Below are 17243 nucleotides of genomic sequence, written 5' to 3' on the forward strand. Positions count from 1 at the left end.
CTTTAAGGCCGCTGCTGCCTCCGAAATGCTTGAACTAAATGTCAAAGTAGGGGCATTTCGGAGACAAAGGCGGACGCTCTGTTTCTTCAGAATCACTCGGCCTCTCCGCTGAGATCGGTTAATTTATTAAGTTCGCTTTATATAGCTAATTCTGTAAGCTGTGAAGCACCGCTTCGCGCATAACCTCAGCAGGTGCGGACATTCCTGTCCAATATTCAAACGCATATGCTCCTTGATTAATAAACATGCCAAGCCCACCGTGTATCTGGCAGCCTCGTTCCTTCGCCTGCCGGAGGAACACCGTCTCAAGCGGATTGTATATCAAATCACTGACGACAATTCCCTCGGGAATCCATGAAGACTCCAGCGGCGTGCTGTGAATATCCGGATGCATCCCGACGGATGTCGTATTAATCAGCACATCTGCCCTGCTTACGGCCTGCCTCACATCCGCCACCGCACAGCCGGACAAATTGCCAAGCCCCGACCACTCTCTGGCTAAATTCACAGCTTTATCCGCAGTCCGGTTGGCAATCACAATCTGCCCCGGCGCCTCTTGAAGAAGCGCATAAATAATCCCCCGTGCGGCTCCCCCTGCTCCGAGGACAATCACCGTCTTTCCCTTAAGGTCGAAGACGACTTCCTCCTTCAGGGAACGGACATATCCGATCCCGTCCGTATTGTAACCAGTCAAGTGCCCATCCTGATTCACAATGGTGTTCACCGCACCGATCCGGCGAGCACCGTCGTCAATATCATCGAGCAGGCTCATAACCTCCACTTTATGGGGAACTGTGACATTTACCCCCCGAAACCCCATCGCCCGGATTCCCTCTACGGCCTGAGCGAGCCGTTCGCGCTTTACATGAAGCGGTACGTAGCTTCCCTGCAGGGAGAGCGCCCGAAGTGCGGCCTCATGCATTACCGGAGACTTGGAATGGGCAATCGGGTCCCCCATAACACCCAGGAGGAGTGGAGCTGATCTCAACTTCTTCTCTGTAACCATATGGTCTCTCCCCTTTCGCAGCAATGGAAATAGCGATCGCCCAGCCCGACTAAATTAAGGACGGACGAAGCAGCACCTTTATCCCTTTTGGAGCATGCACAGCAACTACTGCGCCGGATTCCCCGTTAATCTTGATCCATCCCAAACCAGAAATAAAGATATCCTGCCTGCTGCCCCGTGCAATCCGGAATTCATGCCTTGTCCAAGCCGGAAGCTTCTCAATCTCATCCCGGTTTGGCGGGGACAGCATTTCGCCCGCATGCTTCTCGAACAGTTCATCCGCCCGCTCCAGCTTGGTGCGGTGAATCGGAACCTTGCCGCTGACGAAGCAGGTGAACGATTGGTGATCTCCCTGAACGAAATCAAATCTTCCGAACCCGCCGAAATACAAGGTCTGGCCTTCATTCAGCTGATACACAATCGGCTTAAGCGGCTTGTCTGCCATAATGACAGACAAATCGCTTGGCGCAACCAGCTCGCTGTAGCGGGATGGATACATAATGCCCGGGGTATCAATAATATACTGTCCGTCATCCAGTGGAATATTTACCATATCCAAGGTTGTCCCTGGGTAACGCGAAGTGGTCAGTTCCTGGTCCAAGTCGCTGAAGTCGCGGATCAGCCGGTTAATCAAGGTGGATTTCCCTACATTTGTCGCGCCCACCACATAGACGTCACGGGTGCCGCGGTACTTCTCCACCGCCTCAAGAAGACGGTCAGAGCCTTTATTCTGCTTGGCGCTGCAGAATATAATATCCTGAGTTCGCAGCCCAAGCTCCTTGGCTTGCTTCTGCACCCAGTTCAGCACCTTGTTCCAGTTGGTCACCTTAGGCAGCAGATCGATCTTATTAACGGCCAGCAGTACTGGATTGTTGCCCACAAACCGCTGGAGCCCACCGATGACACTGCCTTCAAAATCAAAGATGTCCACGATGTGAATGACCAGCGCATCCTTCTCCCCAATCTGGCTGAGCAGCCTTAGGAACTCATCCTGCTCCACCGTGACTGAAGAAGATTCATTGTAATTCTTAATTCTGAAACAGCGCTGGCAAATGACCGGCTCACGCTCCAGCGCCTGAGCTGGAATGTAACCCGGCTTGTTCACTTCCCCGTTCTGCAGCTTCACGCCGCACCCGCTGCACTTCGTCCCTTCCGGGATAAGCGGTCCTTCTGTCATTGGTTCTTGTCCTCCTCATTCCATACTCCAACTTTACGCAAACGTCTTTGAACAATTCGCTCCACCCGGCGGTTGAACCGGGTACCGAAACCTTCGTCTTCAAGAGAAATGGGCTGCACAAGCACGGTGTACAGTCCCATCCGGTTCCCTCCATACACATCGGTCAGCAGCTGATCTCCAACTACGATCGTTTCGCTCGGTTTGAAACCAAGCAGCCCGAGTGCTTTATGAAAAGGAAGATTGGATGGCTTCCTGGCTTTGTGAATGAACTCAATATTTAAAGGGGTGGCGAATGTGGACACCCTTCCCAAATTATTGTTTGACACGATCACAAGTTTAAAACCATGCTGCTTTACTTTTTCAAACCACTCTATAAGGATCGGGGTGGCTGATGGTTCTTTGGCACCCACAAGCGTGTTGTCCAGGTCTGTGATAATGGCCCGGTAGCCTGAAGCGTAAAGCCCTTCCAAATCAATATCGAATACTGTGTTCACCCGCAGTTTGGGCATCAACTTCTCAAACAATGACGTCACCTCAGTTTCTACGACAAACTATACCATAATCTTTCTTTATAGTAAAAAAGGAAAAACCCCCGGAACTAAGCTTCCGGGGAAGATCAGAATCCGTTGAACGGATTCACTACGAATAGATCTTTTTGATTGTGCGGGTGATGTCTTGAAGCATGGATTGGATCTTTCTCCAGTCCTGGTCATTCACCTGCTCCGGGCTGTATTTTGCTTTCTCAAATTGAGCCAGCAGCTCATTAAAGGAGGCCTCCAGCATCGGCGCATCCTGCTTCCAGCGTGTAATCACTTCCCGAAGCGTCTCATGAGCTTCCCTTCCGAAGCCCCACTTTCTGATATGTCCCAGCCAGCGGTTGGTTTCGGTTATGATTTTCTCGCCTGAGGTTAGTTCGCGTCCTTTGCGAAGGCGAAGAAGAGTATAGTACAGGGCATTGCGGTATTTCCAAGCCAAGTATCCTGCAGCGATCACAATCGCTGTTCCCAGTGCAGCTGCAAGCCAGCCAATGTAAGAGGAGCTGTCCTCTTGCTTCGATGCGGGTTCCGGGGTTTTCTTAACCGGGGGGCTTACCTCAGGTTTAACCGGAGCCACGGCTGGCTTATCCTCGCTGACATTTAGCGGGAGATCAAAGCCTGGAGTCGCCTCAAATGTCACCCATCCATAATCTTCACCGAAATAAACCTCTGCCCAGGAATGGGCGTCGGCATTGGTAACTGTGTACGGCCCTTCGGGCTCCCTGTTCATATGCTCAGGTCCTTCAATATTCTGATGTCCCGAGGAGAACCCCTTGACCCATCGTGCCGGAATTCCAATGGATCTGGCCATAACGACCATGGATGTGGAGAAATAATCACAGTACCCCTCTTTGATATCAAACAAAAAACCTTCTACCAGATCATCATGCTTCTTTAATGACAAATCCGGTGTATTGGTATAATTAAAATTCACCTTGAGGTAGTCTTGAAGCAGCACCATCTTCTCATAGGGAGTCTTGCCTTCGGCGGTCACTTTTTTCGCCAGCTGTTTAACCCTGTCCGGAAACTCCGGATTAAGTTGAGTATACTTGGCTAGATTAGCCCCTTGATATAACGAGTCGTAGCTGGCTTTACTCAGCTTTTCAAGTGGGATGATGGGCATTTGAGAGACCACTTTGTAGGTCGTCGGATAGCCGTCGTGCTTCTGGGTTAGGCCGAATCCATTCCATGCCATAAATTCATCGCGCCAATTCCATACAGCGTCTGGTCCCTTCTGACGTTCCTCTTCCTTTAACAGATTGATCTTGGAAATGGAATAGGCTCCAAAGAGCACCGGATACGTCCGTTTCCCCGCCATCACAAAGGTCTGCTCCACCCGCTCGGTCTTGACCTTCCTGCCCAGCTCGCTGCCCGGCCCGTTCACGCCTACGTTCTGGCCGAACTGATATCTCTGATCATCCGGATTACTTGGGCTGAGCCACCCGGTACCGGTATAGAAGCTGCGGGTTTCGCCACGCCAGTAAGTCCTCTTGGGGGACGTTACCGTCATTACCGTACTGAAGTCAAAATTGAAGCCTCCGCCCAGCTTCGAATCATCCCTGCTGTAACCCGAAGCAGAATCCTGAGGCTTGGATTCTGGCTCATCCTGCTTCTCATATTTGTTCCCCTGGATATTTTGCCAGGCTGAATAAGGATCGGTCAGAAGAGGCGAAACTTCCGGCATACTGATCCCAAGCAGCAGGATACAGCAAAAAATAATCACAATATTCGTAACCACCCGGAACGGATACAGGCGCAAATGCCTCCAACCTTGAGGGTATTTCATCTGGTACTTCCGGAAATGAAAGCAGACCAGCCAGCTCAAGCCAGCGAACACCGTCCAGGCCACCTGCGGCCACAGATAGTAAGAAGTAAATGAATCCAAAATGGCAAAAGCAAGAATATTCATCCCGGTAAAGAGCAGAATAAACCCGCGATAATCCGATAGCCGGATAGCCAGCTCAAATAAACCCCAGGCGGGAAGCGAGAACCAAATATACGGCTCCACTTGACTTATGAACCGGATTATACCAACCGGCAGAAGCGGGCCATCTGAGGCAAGAACATTAAAGTTCTGCAGCACCCAATAGTGGATAAGAACCACCGCTGCTATTTTCACCCCCCACTTCAGCCATCTGCGGAAAGGAAGGACCACCTCAGCGGCCGCAGCAGCAATCAGGATATCCAGGACAAGGACAGAGGTCTCCTCATACCAAATCGGCTTCACAAAAGAAATCCATTGGGCAGACATAATAAGCACCCATACAATACAGCTGATGAAGTACCAGGAATATTGTATTTTACCGAACCGGCTATTCATTGCGTCCTCCTCTCATGGACACCGGGAGTTCCTGTAGGGAAGGAACTGCAATTCCCCTAAAGCCGTTGGAGCTCAACGCAACCTGCCAGCCTCCATCCTTCGGCCTTTCACCAATAAGAATATGGTATGGAGTCATTCTTCTGCTCTTCGCCCACATCAGGGCTTCCAGCGCGTCCTTCCCCCGTCTCGGACTAATCAGGACGAAGAAGCTTCCAGGCGAGAAGAGAGCCTGTTGACCGCTAAGTCTGCTGGCAAGCTCTCCGTATCCGTCGGCTTTGATATCCACCAAATGCTGAAGCATCCGCTTGCGGTCCCCTATGTGACTAGCGGGCATAAAATTCTCCACCGCAGCGCCAAGTGTGCAGAGACCGATGCTCATCCGCTCTCTTGTACTGTAATCCAACAGGGAGGCGGCTGTAGAGACAGCCAGCTCAAAAGCCGATGAGTCTGGATACCCGCCCTGTCCGGCATCCAGGACCAAGATGGTCTTGGGAAGGGACTCATGCTCAAATTCCTTCGACTTCCAGCTCCCTGTCTTGGCGGTCGCATTCCAGTGAATCCGGGATAGACGATCGCCATATACATAGTCCCTTACCCCGTTAATCTGGGTGGTTTCCCGGCGGGACAAGGCCGGAGCATTCTCCGGCCCGGCAAACCTGGAATTCCGGTCAGCCAAATGCCAATAAGGAATGAACACCGTTCTTGGAAGGACGTAAAACTCCCCTTTGAAATCGAACAACCTTGTGTGCTTGATGAGACCGAAGATATCCTGGGCACTGCACTCCGTTTCCGCGAACGAGTAGCGTCCCCGTTCTAGAGGAGGAGTCTGGAATGAAATTTCCGCCCCGGATCTAAACCGGGGAATCATGCTTTCCTCAAAGGCCCAAGAGCCTCCGTTCTGTCTCTTCAGAATTTCCCGCACAATGATAAATGGATGGGGAACCCAACCCCGCTGCTCCAGCCTGAGCCTAACATGAACCTGGTCCCCAGCCTGCAACTGTCCCCCTTGCCCTCCTTCAATGGAGAGAGAGCGTGTTCCATGCATTTTTCTAAGGCCAATCAAGCTGCATAACAGCCAGTACACCATTAATGCCGATACCATCATTAACAGCATGATCGAAGTCTTGCCACCCTGGTAAACCACGTACATCAGGCATACGATCCACAGCAGCGCCGGTCTCCAAAGCCTCTTCACGACTTTTCCCCCTCTTAAAGCCGACAAGCTATCCATCATAACCCTACCGCTCAACGGACACCGGAACATAGACCTGCCTAAGGATCGTCTGCAGCACGCCCTCCGCATGCAGGCTGTCCAATCTCGCTTCAGGACGAAGCAGTATCCGATGACCGAGCACATAAGGGGCCAGCTGCTTAATATCGTCCGGGAGCACATAATTCCGATCATTAATATATGCATACGCTTTCACTGCTTGTAGAAAAGCAAGTGAGGCCCTTGGACTCGCTCCCAAAAGCACCCCTTCGTGCTCTCTTGTCCGGCGGACAATCTCCAGCAAATAATTCATCACCGCATCGCTAACATGAACCAGGCGGACTTCCTGCTGAATCCGCACAATCTCCTCCATACTGGTCACAGGCTTAAGACTGTCCACCGGCTGGCCCTTCTGATGGGCGTGAAGCATCGTTCTCTCCGTCATCTCGTCAGGATAGCCGATCCGGATTTTCATCATGAACCGGTCAAGCTGTGCTTCGGGCAGCATATAAGTGCCTTCGAAATCAATCGGGTTCTGGGTTGCACACAGCATAAACGGATGCGGCAGGGCATAAGTCACCCCGTCTACCGTCACGTTTCTTTCCTCCATGACTTCCAGCAGCGCGGATTGAGTCTTGGTCGTTGCCCGGTTAATTTCATCCGCAAGCAAAATGTGGGTCATAACAGGACCCGGACGGAAGACAAACCGCTCCTCATGCGGATGAAACACCGACACTCCTGTAATGTCACTTGGAAGAATATCGGGGTTACACTGAATTCTGCGGTACTCCCCGTTCATGGACCGGGCCAGTGCCTTGATCAGTTGGGTCTTCCCGGTGCCCGGAACGTCTTCAATCAGCACGTGGCCTCCAGCCAGCAAAGTGGTCATTAAGAGCTTTATCTCAAAGGTTTTCCCCAGGATACATGATTCCAGATTAGTTCTGATTGTTGTGATCACTTGATCTGAATGTATTGTCACAAATGATTGCCTCCCCACAAAAAATAGTGCACTCATACAATATACAATAAGAATGCATATATCTTCCTATTGTACATGATGGATCGGTCTGTCGTATACCTGTCTCACCTGCCGAAAGTATTTGTATGAACCTCCAAGATTGCCCGGAAACATAATAAGGGGCCGCCTTCGATCATCCTTAGATGACCATAGGCAGCCCTTGAAGTTGGAGTGTACCATGTAGTTATGGGTAAGTTGAGCATCAACCTTTTGGACGGACCAGCAAAGCGGCGAAGAATGAGAATATAATCGCAGAGGAAATTCCCGCACTCGTCACTTCAAATATCCCTGTAACGACGCCGATCCAGCCGTCCTTCTGAAGCTCGGTCAGCGCACCATGAACCAGCGAGTTGCCAAAACTTGTAATCGGAACAGAGGCTCCTGCACCCGCAAACTTAACAAGCGGCTCATACCAGCCAAAAGCGTCCATGATCGCGCCGATAACAACAAGTGTGCTCATGGTATGAGCCGGTGTAAGCTTGAGCACATCAAACATCAATTGGCCTACAACACAGAACAACCCCCCAATTATAAACGCCCATAGAAAAATCATATCGTTCACCTCCGGTTAAAATATCAATGCCTGCCGTTTAAACCGAATATGACATGCACCAATCCGACCAAAAAAGCCGCCACAACCCCGAATACGACAACTGAACCGGCGAGCTTGAACATCTTGGCACCTATCCCAAGCACCAGCCCTTCGGCCCGGTGTTCAATCGCGGCGGAACACATAGAATTGGCAAATCCGGTAACAGGAACAGCTGATCCGGCTCCCGCCCACTGGGCGATTTTATCATAAACCCCAAGGCTGGTCAGAATCACGGAAATCAGAATCAGCACGGCAACCGTAGGGTTACTGGCCTCCTGGGTATTCATATCAAACACCGAAATAAAAAACTGTTGAATAGCCTGTCCAATCAAGCAGATCAGGCCTCCAATCAAAAAAGCCTTTAAGCAGTTGCTCCAAATCCTTCTCGGGGGCTCGTGCTGCTTGGCAAGCTGCTTGTATTCCTCGCTGCTCATGGTGCCGGAAGATGAAGCAGCATGATCTCCTTGCCGGGGCTTCGCAGACAACATGAATTCCTCCTTCTCAAACATAAATCACATCTCATTCCCTTTCATTATTTGTAAGTGGATGGGTTGTTATGATTGGTAAATCATCCATATGCGGAGCTGCAGACAGAAAAAAAGCAGCTTCTGGTGATGAAGCTGCTTACAATCGTCTAAGAATCTGATATTCTTTTTCAAAAAAATAAAGCACAATCACAAGCAAAATAAAGAGCAGGAGCACAAGCAGCACCTTTTTCAACTGATCAACCGGCATCCAGGTTCCTCCCCCGATCCATTCTCCCCTTGCCCTTCTCATCGTATGCTAGCCGGTTGGCAAAGTGCGTGTTCCAAGGGAATTAATCATAAATGGGCACCTCGTTGGACAAGTAATAGCTTTGTAGTTCATACTAATAAATATGAAGAAAGGGGAGATACATAACATGAATCAAGCAACACTCGATTTGTTCCGTACATTAACCGAATTCCCTTCCGCTCCCGGTTTCGAGAGAGATTTGCGCGGCTTCGTGAAAGAGCGTTTGTCAGCGTACACGAGTGAATTTGTGCAGGACCGTCTTGGCAGCCTGTTTGGAGTCCTAAGAGGGGACGAACAAGGGCCGAAGGTCATGGTAGCTGGACATATGGATGAAGTAGGCTTTATGGTTACGGGGATCAGCCCGAATGGCATGGTCTCCTTCCAGCCCTTGGGCGGCTGGTGGAGCCAGGCAGTTCTGGCTCAGCGCCTTCAGATTATTACTCCGAAGGGACGGATCGTTGGAGTAGTAGGCTCGATTCCCACCCACCTGCTGGATGAAGCCACCCGCAGCAAACCGGTGGATTTAAAGACGATGTACCTGGACATCGGGGCAGACAGCAAAGAAGAAGCTGAAAGCTTTGGCGTTCGACCGGGGCTGCAGATTGTGCCAATCTGTGAATTTACCCCAATGGCCAATCCTAAGAAAATCATGGCTAAAGCTTGGGATAACCGTTATGGCGTAGGCCTGGCTATTGAGCTTATGGAGGCACTCCACAAGGAGAAGCTGCCTAACATCCTGTACTCCGGCGCGACCGTGCAGGAAGAGCTGGGGCTTCGCGGCGCACGCACTTCGGCGAACCTGATCCAACCGGACATCTTCTTCGGTCTCGATGCAAGTGCGGCGAACGATATGACCGGGGATAAGAAGCAGTTCGGTCAGCTCGGCCAGGGTGCTCTGCTCCGCATACTTGACCCGACCATGCTGACCCATCGCGGGCTGGTCGAATATGTACAGGATACGGCCGATACGCACAAAATCAAATACCAGTATTTTGTATCCCCAGGTGGAACTGACGCCGGTCAGGTTCACTTAAGCGGCATCGGTGTTCCATCAACGGTGATCGGGGTCTGCTCCCGTTATATCCATACTTCTTCGTCCATCCTTCATACCGATGACTACGATGCGGCCAAAGAACTGCTAATCAAGCTTGTACGCGGTCTGGATCGCTCAACGCTGAACACGATCCTTGAACGCAGCTAGTCAGCTTGCTGTCTGAACAAGTGAAAGACCCGGCCATCTTCTAAGATAGCCGGGTCTTCTTATTCCCCTAGGGTTCCTTGTATTCTAAGGTTTCAAAACAAAAGAATTCACCAGCTGACGGATCACATCACCTCTGCTGATCACACCAACAATCTTCCGGTTGTCATCCACTACAGGAATCTTCTTGAAATGATGCTTGCCAAGAATTTCAATGGCTCTCTCCAATGGATCTTCCGGTGACACGGTGTACAAATTCTTATGCACCATTACGTGGTTAACTGTGGTTTGAAGTTTACTAATGACTGCAGTGTCCAGAGATTCTGTCTCGGTCTGGATCACATAAGTGAAGAAATCATACACTCGTCCAGTGCTTGGTTTGATGTATCGAATTACATCCCCGTCACTGATCATGCCGAGCAGTTTGCCCGACTCATCAACCACAGGGGCTCCGCCTATCCTCTTCTCTACCAGCTTCTGCAGGAGTTCCCTCAATGTCGTATCACTGGTAACCGTAACTGGGCTTGTAATCATAAAGTCTTTGACCTTCATACATGACCCTCCTATCAGTGTTGATACATGTTTATTATATTATATACCCTCTGTGTAAGCCTGTGCATTGGATCATAATCCCGGTAAGTATAAGTATGTCCCGGCTTTCTTATTCAACGGCAAGGAAATCCCTGTTACTGGACGAAATTATACATGAGACTATATAAAACGAACTTTAAAATTAACCTCTCTCAGCTTCGGTCCCGAGTGATTCTGAAGAAGCGGATCGTCCGCCTTTGTCTCCGAAATGCCTCTACATTGGATATCCAGTTCAAGCATTTCGGAGACAACAGCGGCCTTAAAGAACACTCGGCATCGCAGCGACCCATAAGGGTGACCTTCATAAGTTCATTTTATATAGCAGGCAATCTTATCGAAAAAGGAGGTTACCCGCGTGGCCAAAGCCGATTACATGATGTCCATCCTCTGGATACTTCAGAATCGTACCCTCATCACAGCTAAGGAACTGTCCGAGGAGCTCGAGATCAGCATTCGCTCCGTCTATCGGTATGTGGACGCATTATGTGCAAGCGGGGTACCGATCATTGCGGAGTCTGGACATAAGGGCGGCTACCGCCTGATGGAACGTTTTAAGGCAGCACCGTTAGTATTTGATCCTGATGAGCAGAGGACCTTGGCTCAAGCCGCACAGTTCGCACAGGAGGCCGGGTATCCTTATCCGGACCACCTAAGCCGCGCGGTGTCCAAGCTCAAGACCTACATTGGACCAGAGCAGCTCGAGACGGTTCTCCTCCATGAAAAGCGCATGGGTGTTATCTTTCCTGAAGATCATACCGCGCAGGAGCAACTGCGCCAGCTCGACCACTCTGCTGCTGCAGGCATCACCATTCTGATGGAGTATTTGTCGGGTAAAGAAGCCAAGCCCAAAAAGCGCCGGCTGAATCCGTATGGCATTGTCCAGTGGAAGAACAATTGGTATGTGGTCGGCTACTGCCATGAACGTCAAGCGATCCGGAGCTTCCGCGTCGACCGGATTAAATCGCTCAGACTGACAGATGACACATTCGAGCAGCCCCCTTCTTTCTCCGCCGGAGCATTCTTCATGGACTCCCTTCTCCCAAGTTCTGCAGGGAACGTGCCCTCAGTGACTGTGCGGATTTCCGGACAGGAACAAGCCTTAAATGAGCTGTGCAGACACTGGATGTTCAGCCGTATGCTTGTCCACCGCTCAGATGGTGAGGCCGTCTTCAGCCTACCGGAAGATTCGGTCCGAACTTATGTGCCCTACTTCCTGCTGCCTTATGGCAAAGCAGTCTCTGTCCTGGAACCGCCCGAGCTGAAGCACAAAATGGTGGAAGTGCTCACCGGCTTGCTGGAGCATTACCGCCAATCTCTGGTTGACTGACAATCACTGTCAGTCAATGGACGCTATAGTGAGGGAGTACAGAATCCGTACATGATCTTCAATGACTCAAAGGAGGCAGCTGCCATGGATGAATTAAAGTATGAAATTTATATCGCAGGCTCTTTGGAGGAAGTATGGGATGCCCTTGTAGCCCCGCATCAAGTAGCAAAAATTTATTACGGGAGTGTCATCCACTCCACATTTAAAGAAGGTGATCCGCTCGAATACATTGGACCTGGCAAGGACGGAGACCAGACCCTTCATGTCTATGGCACACTCTTGGAGTTCTCTCCGAACAGGGCATTCCGCTATACGCATAAGGTCGGTCCTTCCTATCTGGAGAATCCCGGTGAAGACAGCCCTGAATCACGCATTTCCTGGCTTCTGGAGACCGTAGGCGGTTCAACCAAGCTCACTCTAATCCACGATGAGTGGAAACCGGGTGACCCCTCCTATAATGGAAGCAAGAGTGCATGGCCTATGATTATAAGCAACATCAAAACTCTGGTGGAGACGGGACACACCTTAGAGTTCGGCTGACAGGCCCAGTCGCGTGTGGTTCACACGCAATAAAGCCAGCCGCAGGGAAAACCTCTTTCCACAATAATTACCGTACATCCTGAGGTCAGATGCTCACAAAACAAAGACCCGCAGGGCATAAACGCCTTGCGGGTCTTTGTTTATCTAAATCCTAGGTTGCCGGAGTATAGGTTACATTGTAAGTCAGTTCCGTCTTTTTCCCAAATTTGTTCGTGGCCACGATTTTAAATGTGTTCAGACCTGGCTTGAGTGCGAGACGGGTACTATTGCTGTAAGAAATTTTCTCGTCATTAACATATACAGCGGGACTATAGTCATTCTCATCCTTAACGGACCAAGTCAGCGTGAATGAAGCAGAAGTTGTCGTCTCAGGTGCATACTCAAGCTTGAGATCAGGTGCCGGAGGGTCGAAGGTAATATTCTGAACAACCTGTGTCTCCTGACCAAGCTTGTTGACAGCCTTGACGGTAATCGTATTGGCTCCTTCTTTGAGCTGAACTTCAGTACTGCTGCTGTACGAGATTTTATTATTGTTAACGTAAACAACAGGGAAGCTGTCATTCTCATCAGTCACGGTCCACGACACCGTAACCCTGCTTTTCGAAGTGGTTTCAGGAATGCTTCCCAGCTTCAAAACCGGGCCACTGCTTACAAACTTAATCGTCTTGGTTACCACCGTGGATTTGCCAAGCTTGTTCACAGCTTTAATCACAATGGTGTTGGTTCCTTCTTTCAAGCTTACGGTGCTGCTGTTGCTGTACGAGATCTTTTCGTCATTAACATAGACCTGAGGGAATGAATCATTCTGGTCGGATACCGTCCAGCTTACCGTTACAGAATTCTTGTTGGTGGTTTCCGGCAGGTCGCTTACCTTCAGTACCGGACCATTGGTCTGAAAAACAACATGCTTGGTAACCACAGCGGACTTTCCGAATCTATTCTCCGCTCTGACTGTAATGGTGTTGTCACCTTCTTTTAAGTTTACTGTGGAGCTGCTGCCGTACGAGATCTTTTGGTCATTTACATAAATGACCGGATTCGGGTCATTCTCATCCTTCACCGTCCAGCCCACCGTCACACTCGACTTATCCGTGGACTCGGGAATACCTGTAACAACCAGGCTTGGAGCGCCTTTCTCAAATTTGACCTGCTTGATTACTGTCTGAGTCTTTCCACCAGGAAGTCTTGCGGATACGGTATACGTATAGGTCCCTTCCTCTTTCAGTTGAATTGCAACCCTGAATTTGCCTTGAACAACTTCAACTTCCTTGTTATTAATAGACACACTTGCCCCTTTGGTAACATCGCCGGTGATGTAGAAGGTTGGGGTTGAAGTCGTCTCAGGAGCTTCCACATTCAGGCTCATCGTAGTCTGGCTTTCACTGGATGCGCTCTTAAGCACACGGTAGAGCAGCGAAGCAGCTTCCGCGCGGGTTACCGCCTTGTCCGGCTTGATCGTAAAATCCTCGTAGCCGGTCATCAGCTTTTTCTCAACGGCGAGTGCCAGATAAGTCCGCAAATTCGGTGAGACCTCATCCGAGTCTGAGTACCGTTCAAGGATATCCGCGTCTTTGAGGTCATCCGGCTGATAACCCAGTGTTTTTACCAGAGCTACAGCCACATCTTCCCGGGTGGCTTTGCCGGTCGGGTCGAAGAACGCTTTGCCATTGGGCGGATAATAACCGGTCAAGAAATCTTTGGAAGCTTCCACTGCGGCGAACGACCAGCGTGTCTTGGATACATCTCTGTAGGTCTGTGTATCATCCGAAGGAATATCCAGATAAAAGGCCAGGGTAATCAACTGAGCGAACTGCTCCCGGGTCACCGGGGATTCCGGTTTGAACGTCCGGTCCTCAAAGCCTTTCACCACACCAAGACTAACCAGACTATCAATCGCATCTTTGGCCCAATAGGTTCCTTTTACATCGGTAAAAGACACGGTTTGTTCTGCAGCCGCAAAACCGGGGACTGACAGAAATACCGTGAGCAGAAGGGCCGAACACTTAACGATCCACTTTTTCATATGACTCTCCCTTGTTATGCAAATTTGACTAGAGAAGGTTGAATCTAGTACTCGATGAGCGATTTACCAAGCCAATCAGCCTATTCTCTTATCTGGGTATATTTTACTATGCATTTCGTAATTTGGCGATATGTGGAAGTGGGGAATCTTTGAAGATTTCTATGAAACTATATTCAGAGTATTCATCCTAAATTTTAAGGTCCTATATGTCGATATTTAACTAGCCGGGAAATAACAGCACTTAATTAGACTGGCATCAGTACACACATCAGGAGGGAATTTCAGACATGTCAATCAAAAAAGGAATGTCCGCACTGCTGGCATTCACAATCCTGGCATCCGTTCAGCCTTGGACGCCTGCTCCGTCAGCACACGCCGAAGGGGCCAGCGATCTTGCACCTTTCATTACCGGTAAGCAGGACCAAGCTTTTTCAGGAAAAAAGATTCTGTTTGACAATGCGCATGCCAACACATCAGGTAATGCAGATCCTGTCATTGACGGAGCGTTCTCGGATTTTGCCAACTCGCTTGTGAATCTCGGGTTTTATGTCAAGGAGCTGAGAAAGTCGACTCCGATTACGAAGGAGGATCTCGCCGGTTATGACGTACTTATCACTGCCAGCGCCAACAATCCTTTTACGAGTGATGAGCAGCAGGTAATCACGGATTATGTTGCCCAAGATGGCGGGGCGGTCTTCTTTATCTCTGATAACTACAATTCCGACCAGAACCAGAACCGCTGGGATCCTTCTGAAGTTTATAACGGCTACCGCCGGGGTGCATGGACTGATCCCACGCTCGGAATGGGTGCGGAAGAGAAGAATGCTGTTGCTAATGTGGGCTCCAACGATTGGCTCAGTAGTAATTTCGGGGTGCGTTTCCGTTATAACGCCATTGACCATGCGGCGGATGAAGCCACACCTTTGACCGCAAATAACATTGTGGCACCGGATCAATCCCTTGGCGTTACAGCGGGAGTCAGCAAGGTTGCCATTCATGGAGGAAGCACCCTTGCAATCACCGATCCAACCAAAGCGAAGGGAATTGTTTATCTGCCCCCACTGACCGACGCCAACAAGTGGCCGGGGGCAGTAGATCAAGGTGTATATAACGATGGGGGCTTCTTTGAAGGTGCCTATGCCGCTATTGCGAAGATAGGAAAAGGCAAGGCCGCTTTTCTCGGGGATATGTCTGTTGCTGAAGACAGCACACCAAAGTATCTGCGGGAGGATACCGGTGAATCTAAATCCGTCACTGACGGATTTCATGAATATGACGATCAGACTCTGCTCAGCAATCTGGTAAAATGGCTGGCTGTACAGGAACCGGCCACATCCTTAGACGGTTATATCGGAGTGGGGCTGGACCCTCAAACTCAGCTGCTGAGCGGCGAGGAACCTTCCTCGTCTACCGAACCGCAAGCAGAACCGACTACTGTTCCCGCACCCGGCTATAAATGGTACGATACGTCTACGTATAAGCCTGGCGCGTTTGGCGGAGCTGCCGTGCAGCAGCCGGCATCCAGCGAGAAGGCCTTCTCAGCCTTCACCTGGGACGGCAATACCGGTACGATTGATGAAGCGAATAAGACAATTGAGGTCGTATTTCCGTATGGTACGGACATGACTCAGAACAAGCTGGTCACCTTCCAGGTCAGCCCGGGAGCTTCTGTTCTGTATGACGGGAGAACTGCCATGACCAGCGGCAGCTCCTTCCTGCCTCCGTCCGTGGCCCCGGCCAGTCTGGTAGTAAAAGCTGAGGATGGTTCTACGGAGTCTTATACGCTGAAGGTGAACATCTCTGCTCCAGCAGAGCTGATTATGTCACCAGCCTCTGTAACGCTGACTGCGGGCGCTGTCCAGCAAATCAAGCTGCAGATGAAGTCTGGCAGCAGCACCGAGGATACCACCAGCCAGGCTGTTTGGGCTTCAGAGAATAACTCTATAGCCACTGTAGACCACGGGAAAGTAACCGGCGTATCCGCCGGTACCACAAAGGTATCCGCCACCTACCAGGGCATCACCCAGAAGATCGATGTTACGGTTAACAACCCGGTTGTCACTACAGATCCGGGAACAGGCAGCGGGTCTGGCGGCACATCAGGTGGAGGTGGAGAAACTTCCAGCGGAGGCGGCTCATCTAGTGTTCCTGCCCCTCCTGCACAAACCATACCTACCACACCCTCCGTGCCTTCCACGCCTAGCCAGCCGGGTCCGGTTGTAACCACCCCGGATTCTTCTGGGGCAGGAGACATTTTCAACCCAGTCCTGGTTAAGGCGGACAGCAATGTAGTCGACAGCATTAAGACTAAGGTGAAAGAAGCAAAGGCTTCAGCCGTGAAGGCCACTCTCTCTGATATAAGCGGGCATTGGGCCGAGAAGACCATTGATACCTTTGCAAAATTAAAAACGGTCAACGGATATGCGGATGGGGCCTTCCACCCGGACATGCAAATGACCCGCGCCGAATTTGCGGTAATTCTGTCCAGAGTCTTCAACATCACGGGCACGGGCGACGGAAAGAAATTAAACCTGACCGATGTTGAAAACCACTGGGCCAAGAATGCAATCGATCAACTCACAAAAGCCGGGGTCCTAAACGGATACGGTGATGGTACCTATAAACCAAATAAAGCGATCAGCCGCGAAGAGATGGTTGTTATTTTGTCTCGCTTGGTCAATATGGAAAAGCTGCCTAAGGATCAGTCCAAAGGATCGTTTACGGATATCTCCTCTTCCTATGCCAAGGACAAGATCCAATCTGCTGCCCAGACTGGCGTGATAAGCGGTGTCAGCAAGACCAAATTCGATCCAAAATCAACGGCCACACGCGCAGAGGCTTTGACGGCTATCCTGAATTCGTTGAATCTGAATCCACAGATCAAAACACTGCTGGAGAGCTTGGAGAAATAAAATAATTCCCCTTAGAACA

General features: G+C 50.4%; 14 protein-coding genes. 4 read left to right on the forward strand and 10 right to left on the reverse strand.

From position 1 onward, the window contains the following. Positions 1–145: 145 nt before the first annotated feature. From aroE to spoVAC, 8 genes are all read right to left on the reverse strand, one after another. Positions 146–1006, reverse strand: coding sequence for a shikimate dehydrogenase (aroE, locus tag KJS63_RS04285; RefSeq protein WP_213618048.1), 861 nt, complete (start codon positions 1004–1006; stop codon positions 146–148). A 49-nt stretch (positions 1007–1055) separates the two neighbouring features. Next, positions 1056–2183, reverse strand: a complete 1128-nt coding sequence (gene yqeH / locus KJS63_RS04290) for a ribosome biogenesis GTPase YqeH (protein ID WP_213618049.1) — start codon at positions 2181–2183, stop codon at positions 1056–1058. Further along, a complete protein-coding gene (locus tag KJS63_RS04295) occupies positions 2180–2707 on the reverse strand; it encodes a YqeG family HAD IIIA-type phosphatase (RefSeq protein ID WP_213618050.1) in 528 nt (175 codons plus the stop codon). Before KJS63_RS04295 ends, yqeH begins: the two co-directional genes overlap by 4 nt. Before the next feature lie 115 nt (positions 2708–2822). Then, positions 2823–5039: a DUF4129 domain-containing transglutaminase family protein gene (locus KJS63_RS04300; protein WP_213618051.1), complete on the reverse strand. Its 2217-nt coding sequence runs from the start codon at positions 5037–5039 to the stop codon at positions 2823–2825. Beyond that, positions 5032–6234 (reverse strand): DUF58 domain-containing protein, encoded by a 1203-nt coding sequence (locus KJS63_RS04305; protein WP_244862480.1) that lies wholly within the window; start codon positions 6232–6234, stop codon positions 5032–5034. The genes KJS63_RS04300 and KJS63_RS04305 overlap by 8 nt, the downstream gene beginning before the upstream one ends. A gap of 43 nt (positions 6235–6277) precedes the next feature. Continuing rightward, on the reverse strand, positions 6278–7228 hold the full coding sequence (locus KJS63_RS04310; RefSeq protein WP_244862481.1) for an AAA family ATPase: 951 nt from the start codon (positions 7226–7228) through the stop codon (positions 6278–6280). A gap of 241 nt (positions 7229–7469) precedes the next feature. Beyond that, positions 7470–7820, reverse strand: a complete 351-nt coding sequence (spoVAE, locus tag KJS63_RS04315; RefSeq protein ID WP_068616135.1) for a stage V sporulation protein AE — start codon at positions 7818–7820, stop codon at positions 7470–7472. Positions 7821–7843: 23 nt separating this feature from the next. Continuing rightward, positions 7844–8347 (reverse strand): stage V sporulation protein AC, encoded by a 504-nt coding sequence (gene spoVAC / locus KJS63_RS04320; RefSeq protein ID WP_213618054.1) that lies wholly within the window; start codon positions 8345–8347, stop codon positions 7844–7846. Between the two features lie 413 nt (positions 8348–8760). Here spoVAC and KJS63_RS04325 point away from each other — a divergent pair, with 413 nt between their 5' ends. Then, on the forward strand, positions 8761–9834 hold the full coding sequence (locus tag KJS63_RS04325; protein ID WP_213618055.1) for a M42 family metallopeptidase: 1074 nt from the start codon (positions 8761–8763) through the stop codon (positions 9832–9834). Positions 9835–9918: 84 nt separating this feature from the next. On the opposite strand, the gene KJS63_RS04330 is transcribed toward KJS63_RS04325, so the two are convergent. Continuing rightward, positions 9919–10383: a CBS domain-containing protein gene (locus KJS63_RS04330; RefSeq protein WP_213618056.1), complete on the reverse strand. Its 465-nt coding sequence runs from the start codon at positions 10381–10383 to the stop codon at positions 9919–9921. Positions 10384–10777: 394 nt separating this feature from the next. Here KJS63_RS04330 and KJS63_RS04335 point away from each other — a divergent pair, with 394 nt between their 5' ends. Next, positions 10778–11749: a helix-turn-helix transcriptional regulator gene (locus KJS63_RS04335; RefSeq protein ID WP_213618057.1), complete on the forward strand. Its 972-nt coding sequence runs from the start codon at positions 10778–10780 to the stop codon at positions 11747–11749. Between the two features lie 84 nt (positions 11750–11833). Continuing rightward, positions 11834–12289, forward strand: coding sequence for an SRPBCC domain-containing protein (locus KJS63_RS04340; protein ID WP_213618058.1), 456 nt, complete (start codon positions 11834–11836; stop codon positions 12287–12289). A gap of 151 nt (positions 12290–12440) precedes the next feature. Here KJS63_RS04340 and KJS63_RS04345 read toward each other — a convergent pair whose 3' ends face one another. Beyond that, complete coding sequence (locus tag KJS63_RS04345) at positions 12441–14312, reverse strand: S-layer homology domain-containing protein (RefSeq protein ID WP_213618059.1); 1872 nt, start codon at positions 14310–14312, stop codon at positions 12441–12443. A 287-nt stretch (positions 14313–14599) separates the two neighbouring features. Between KJS63_RS04345 and KJS63_RS26400 the strand changes: the two genes are divergently transcribed. Beyond that, positions 14600–17224, forward strand: coding sequence for an S-layer homology domain-containing protein (locus KJS63_RS26400; protein WP_213618060.1), 2625 nt, complete (start codon positions 14600–14602; stop codon positions 17222–17224). Positions 17225–17243 lie beyond the last annotated feature (19 nt).

The organism is Paenibacillus sp. J22TS3, assembly GCF_018403205.1.
Classification (GTDB): domain Bacteria; phylum Bacillota; class Bacilli; order Paenibacillales; family Paenibacillaceae; genus Fontibacillus; species Fontibacillus tuaregi.

Bases quoted from the DNA above. Each gene is read 5' to 3' on its own strand.
- KJS63_RS26400 (WP_213618060.1), top strand. From the start codon at position 14,600: ATGTCAATCAAAAAAGGAATGTCCGCACTGCTGGCATTCACAATCCTG.
- aroE (WP_213618048.1), bottom strand. From the start codon at position 1,006: ATGGTTACAGAGAAGAAGTTGAGATCAGCTCCACTCCTCCTGGGTGTT.
- yqeH (WP_213618049.1), bottom strand. From the start codon at position 2,183: ATGACAGAAGGACCGCTTATCCCGGAAGGGACGAAGTGCAGCGGGTGC.
- KJS63_RS04325 (WP_213618055.1), top strand. From the start codon at position 8,761: ATGAATCAAGCAACACTCGATTTGTTCCGTACATTAACCGAATTCCCT.
- spoVAC (WP_213618054.1), bottom strand. From the start codon at position 8,347: ATGTTGTCTGCGAAGCCCCGGCAAGGAGATCATGCTGCTTCATCTTCC.
- KJS63_RS04330 (WP_213618056.1), bottom strand. From the start codon at position 10,383: ATGAAGGTCAAAGACTTTATGATTACAAGCCCAGTTACGGTTACCAGT.
- KJS63_RS04345 (WP_213618059.1), bottom strand. From the start codon at position 14,312: ATGAAAAAGTGGATCGTTAAGTGTTCGGCCCTTCTGCTCACGGTATTT.
- KJS63_RS04340 (WP_213618058.1), top strand. From the start codon at position 11,834: ATGGATGAATTAAAGTATGAAATTTATATCGCAGGCTCTTTGGAGGAA.
- spoVAE (WP_068616135.1), bottom strand. From the start codon at position 7,820: ATGATTTTTCTATGGGCGTTTATAATTGGGGGGTTGTTCTGTGTTGTA.
- KJS63_RS04300 (WP_213618051.1), bottom strand. From the start codon at position 5,039: ATGAATAGCCGGTTCGGTAAAATACAATATTCCTGGTACTTCATCAGC.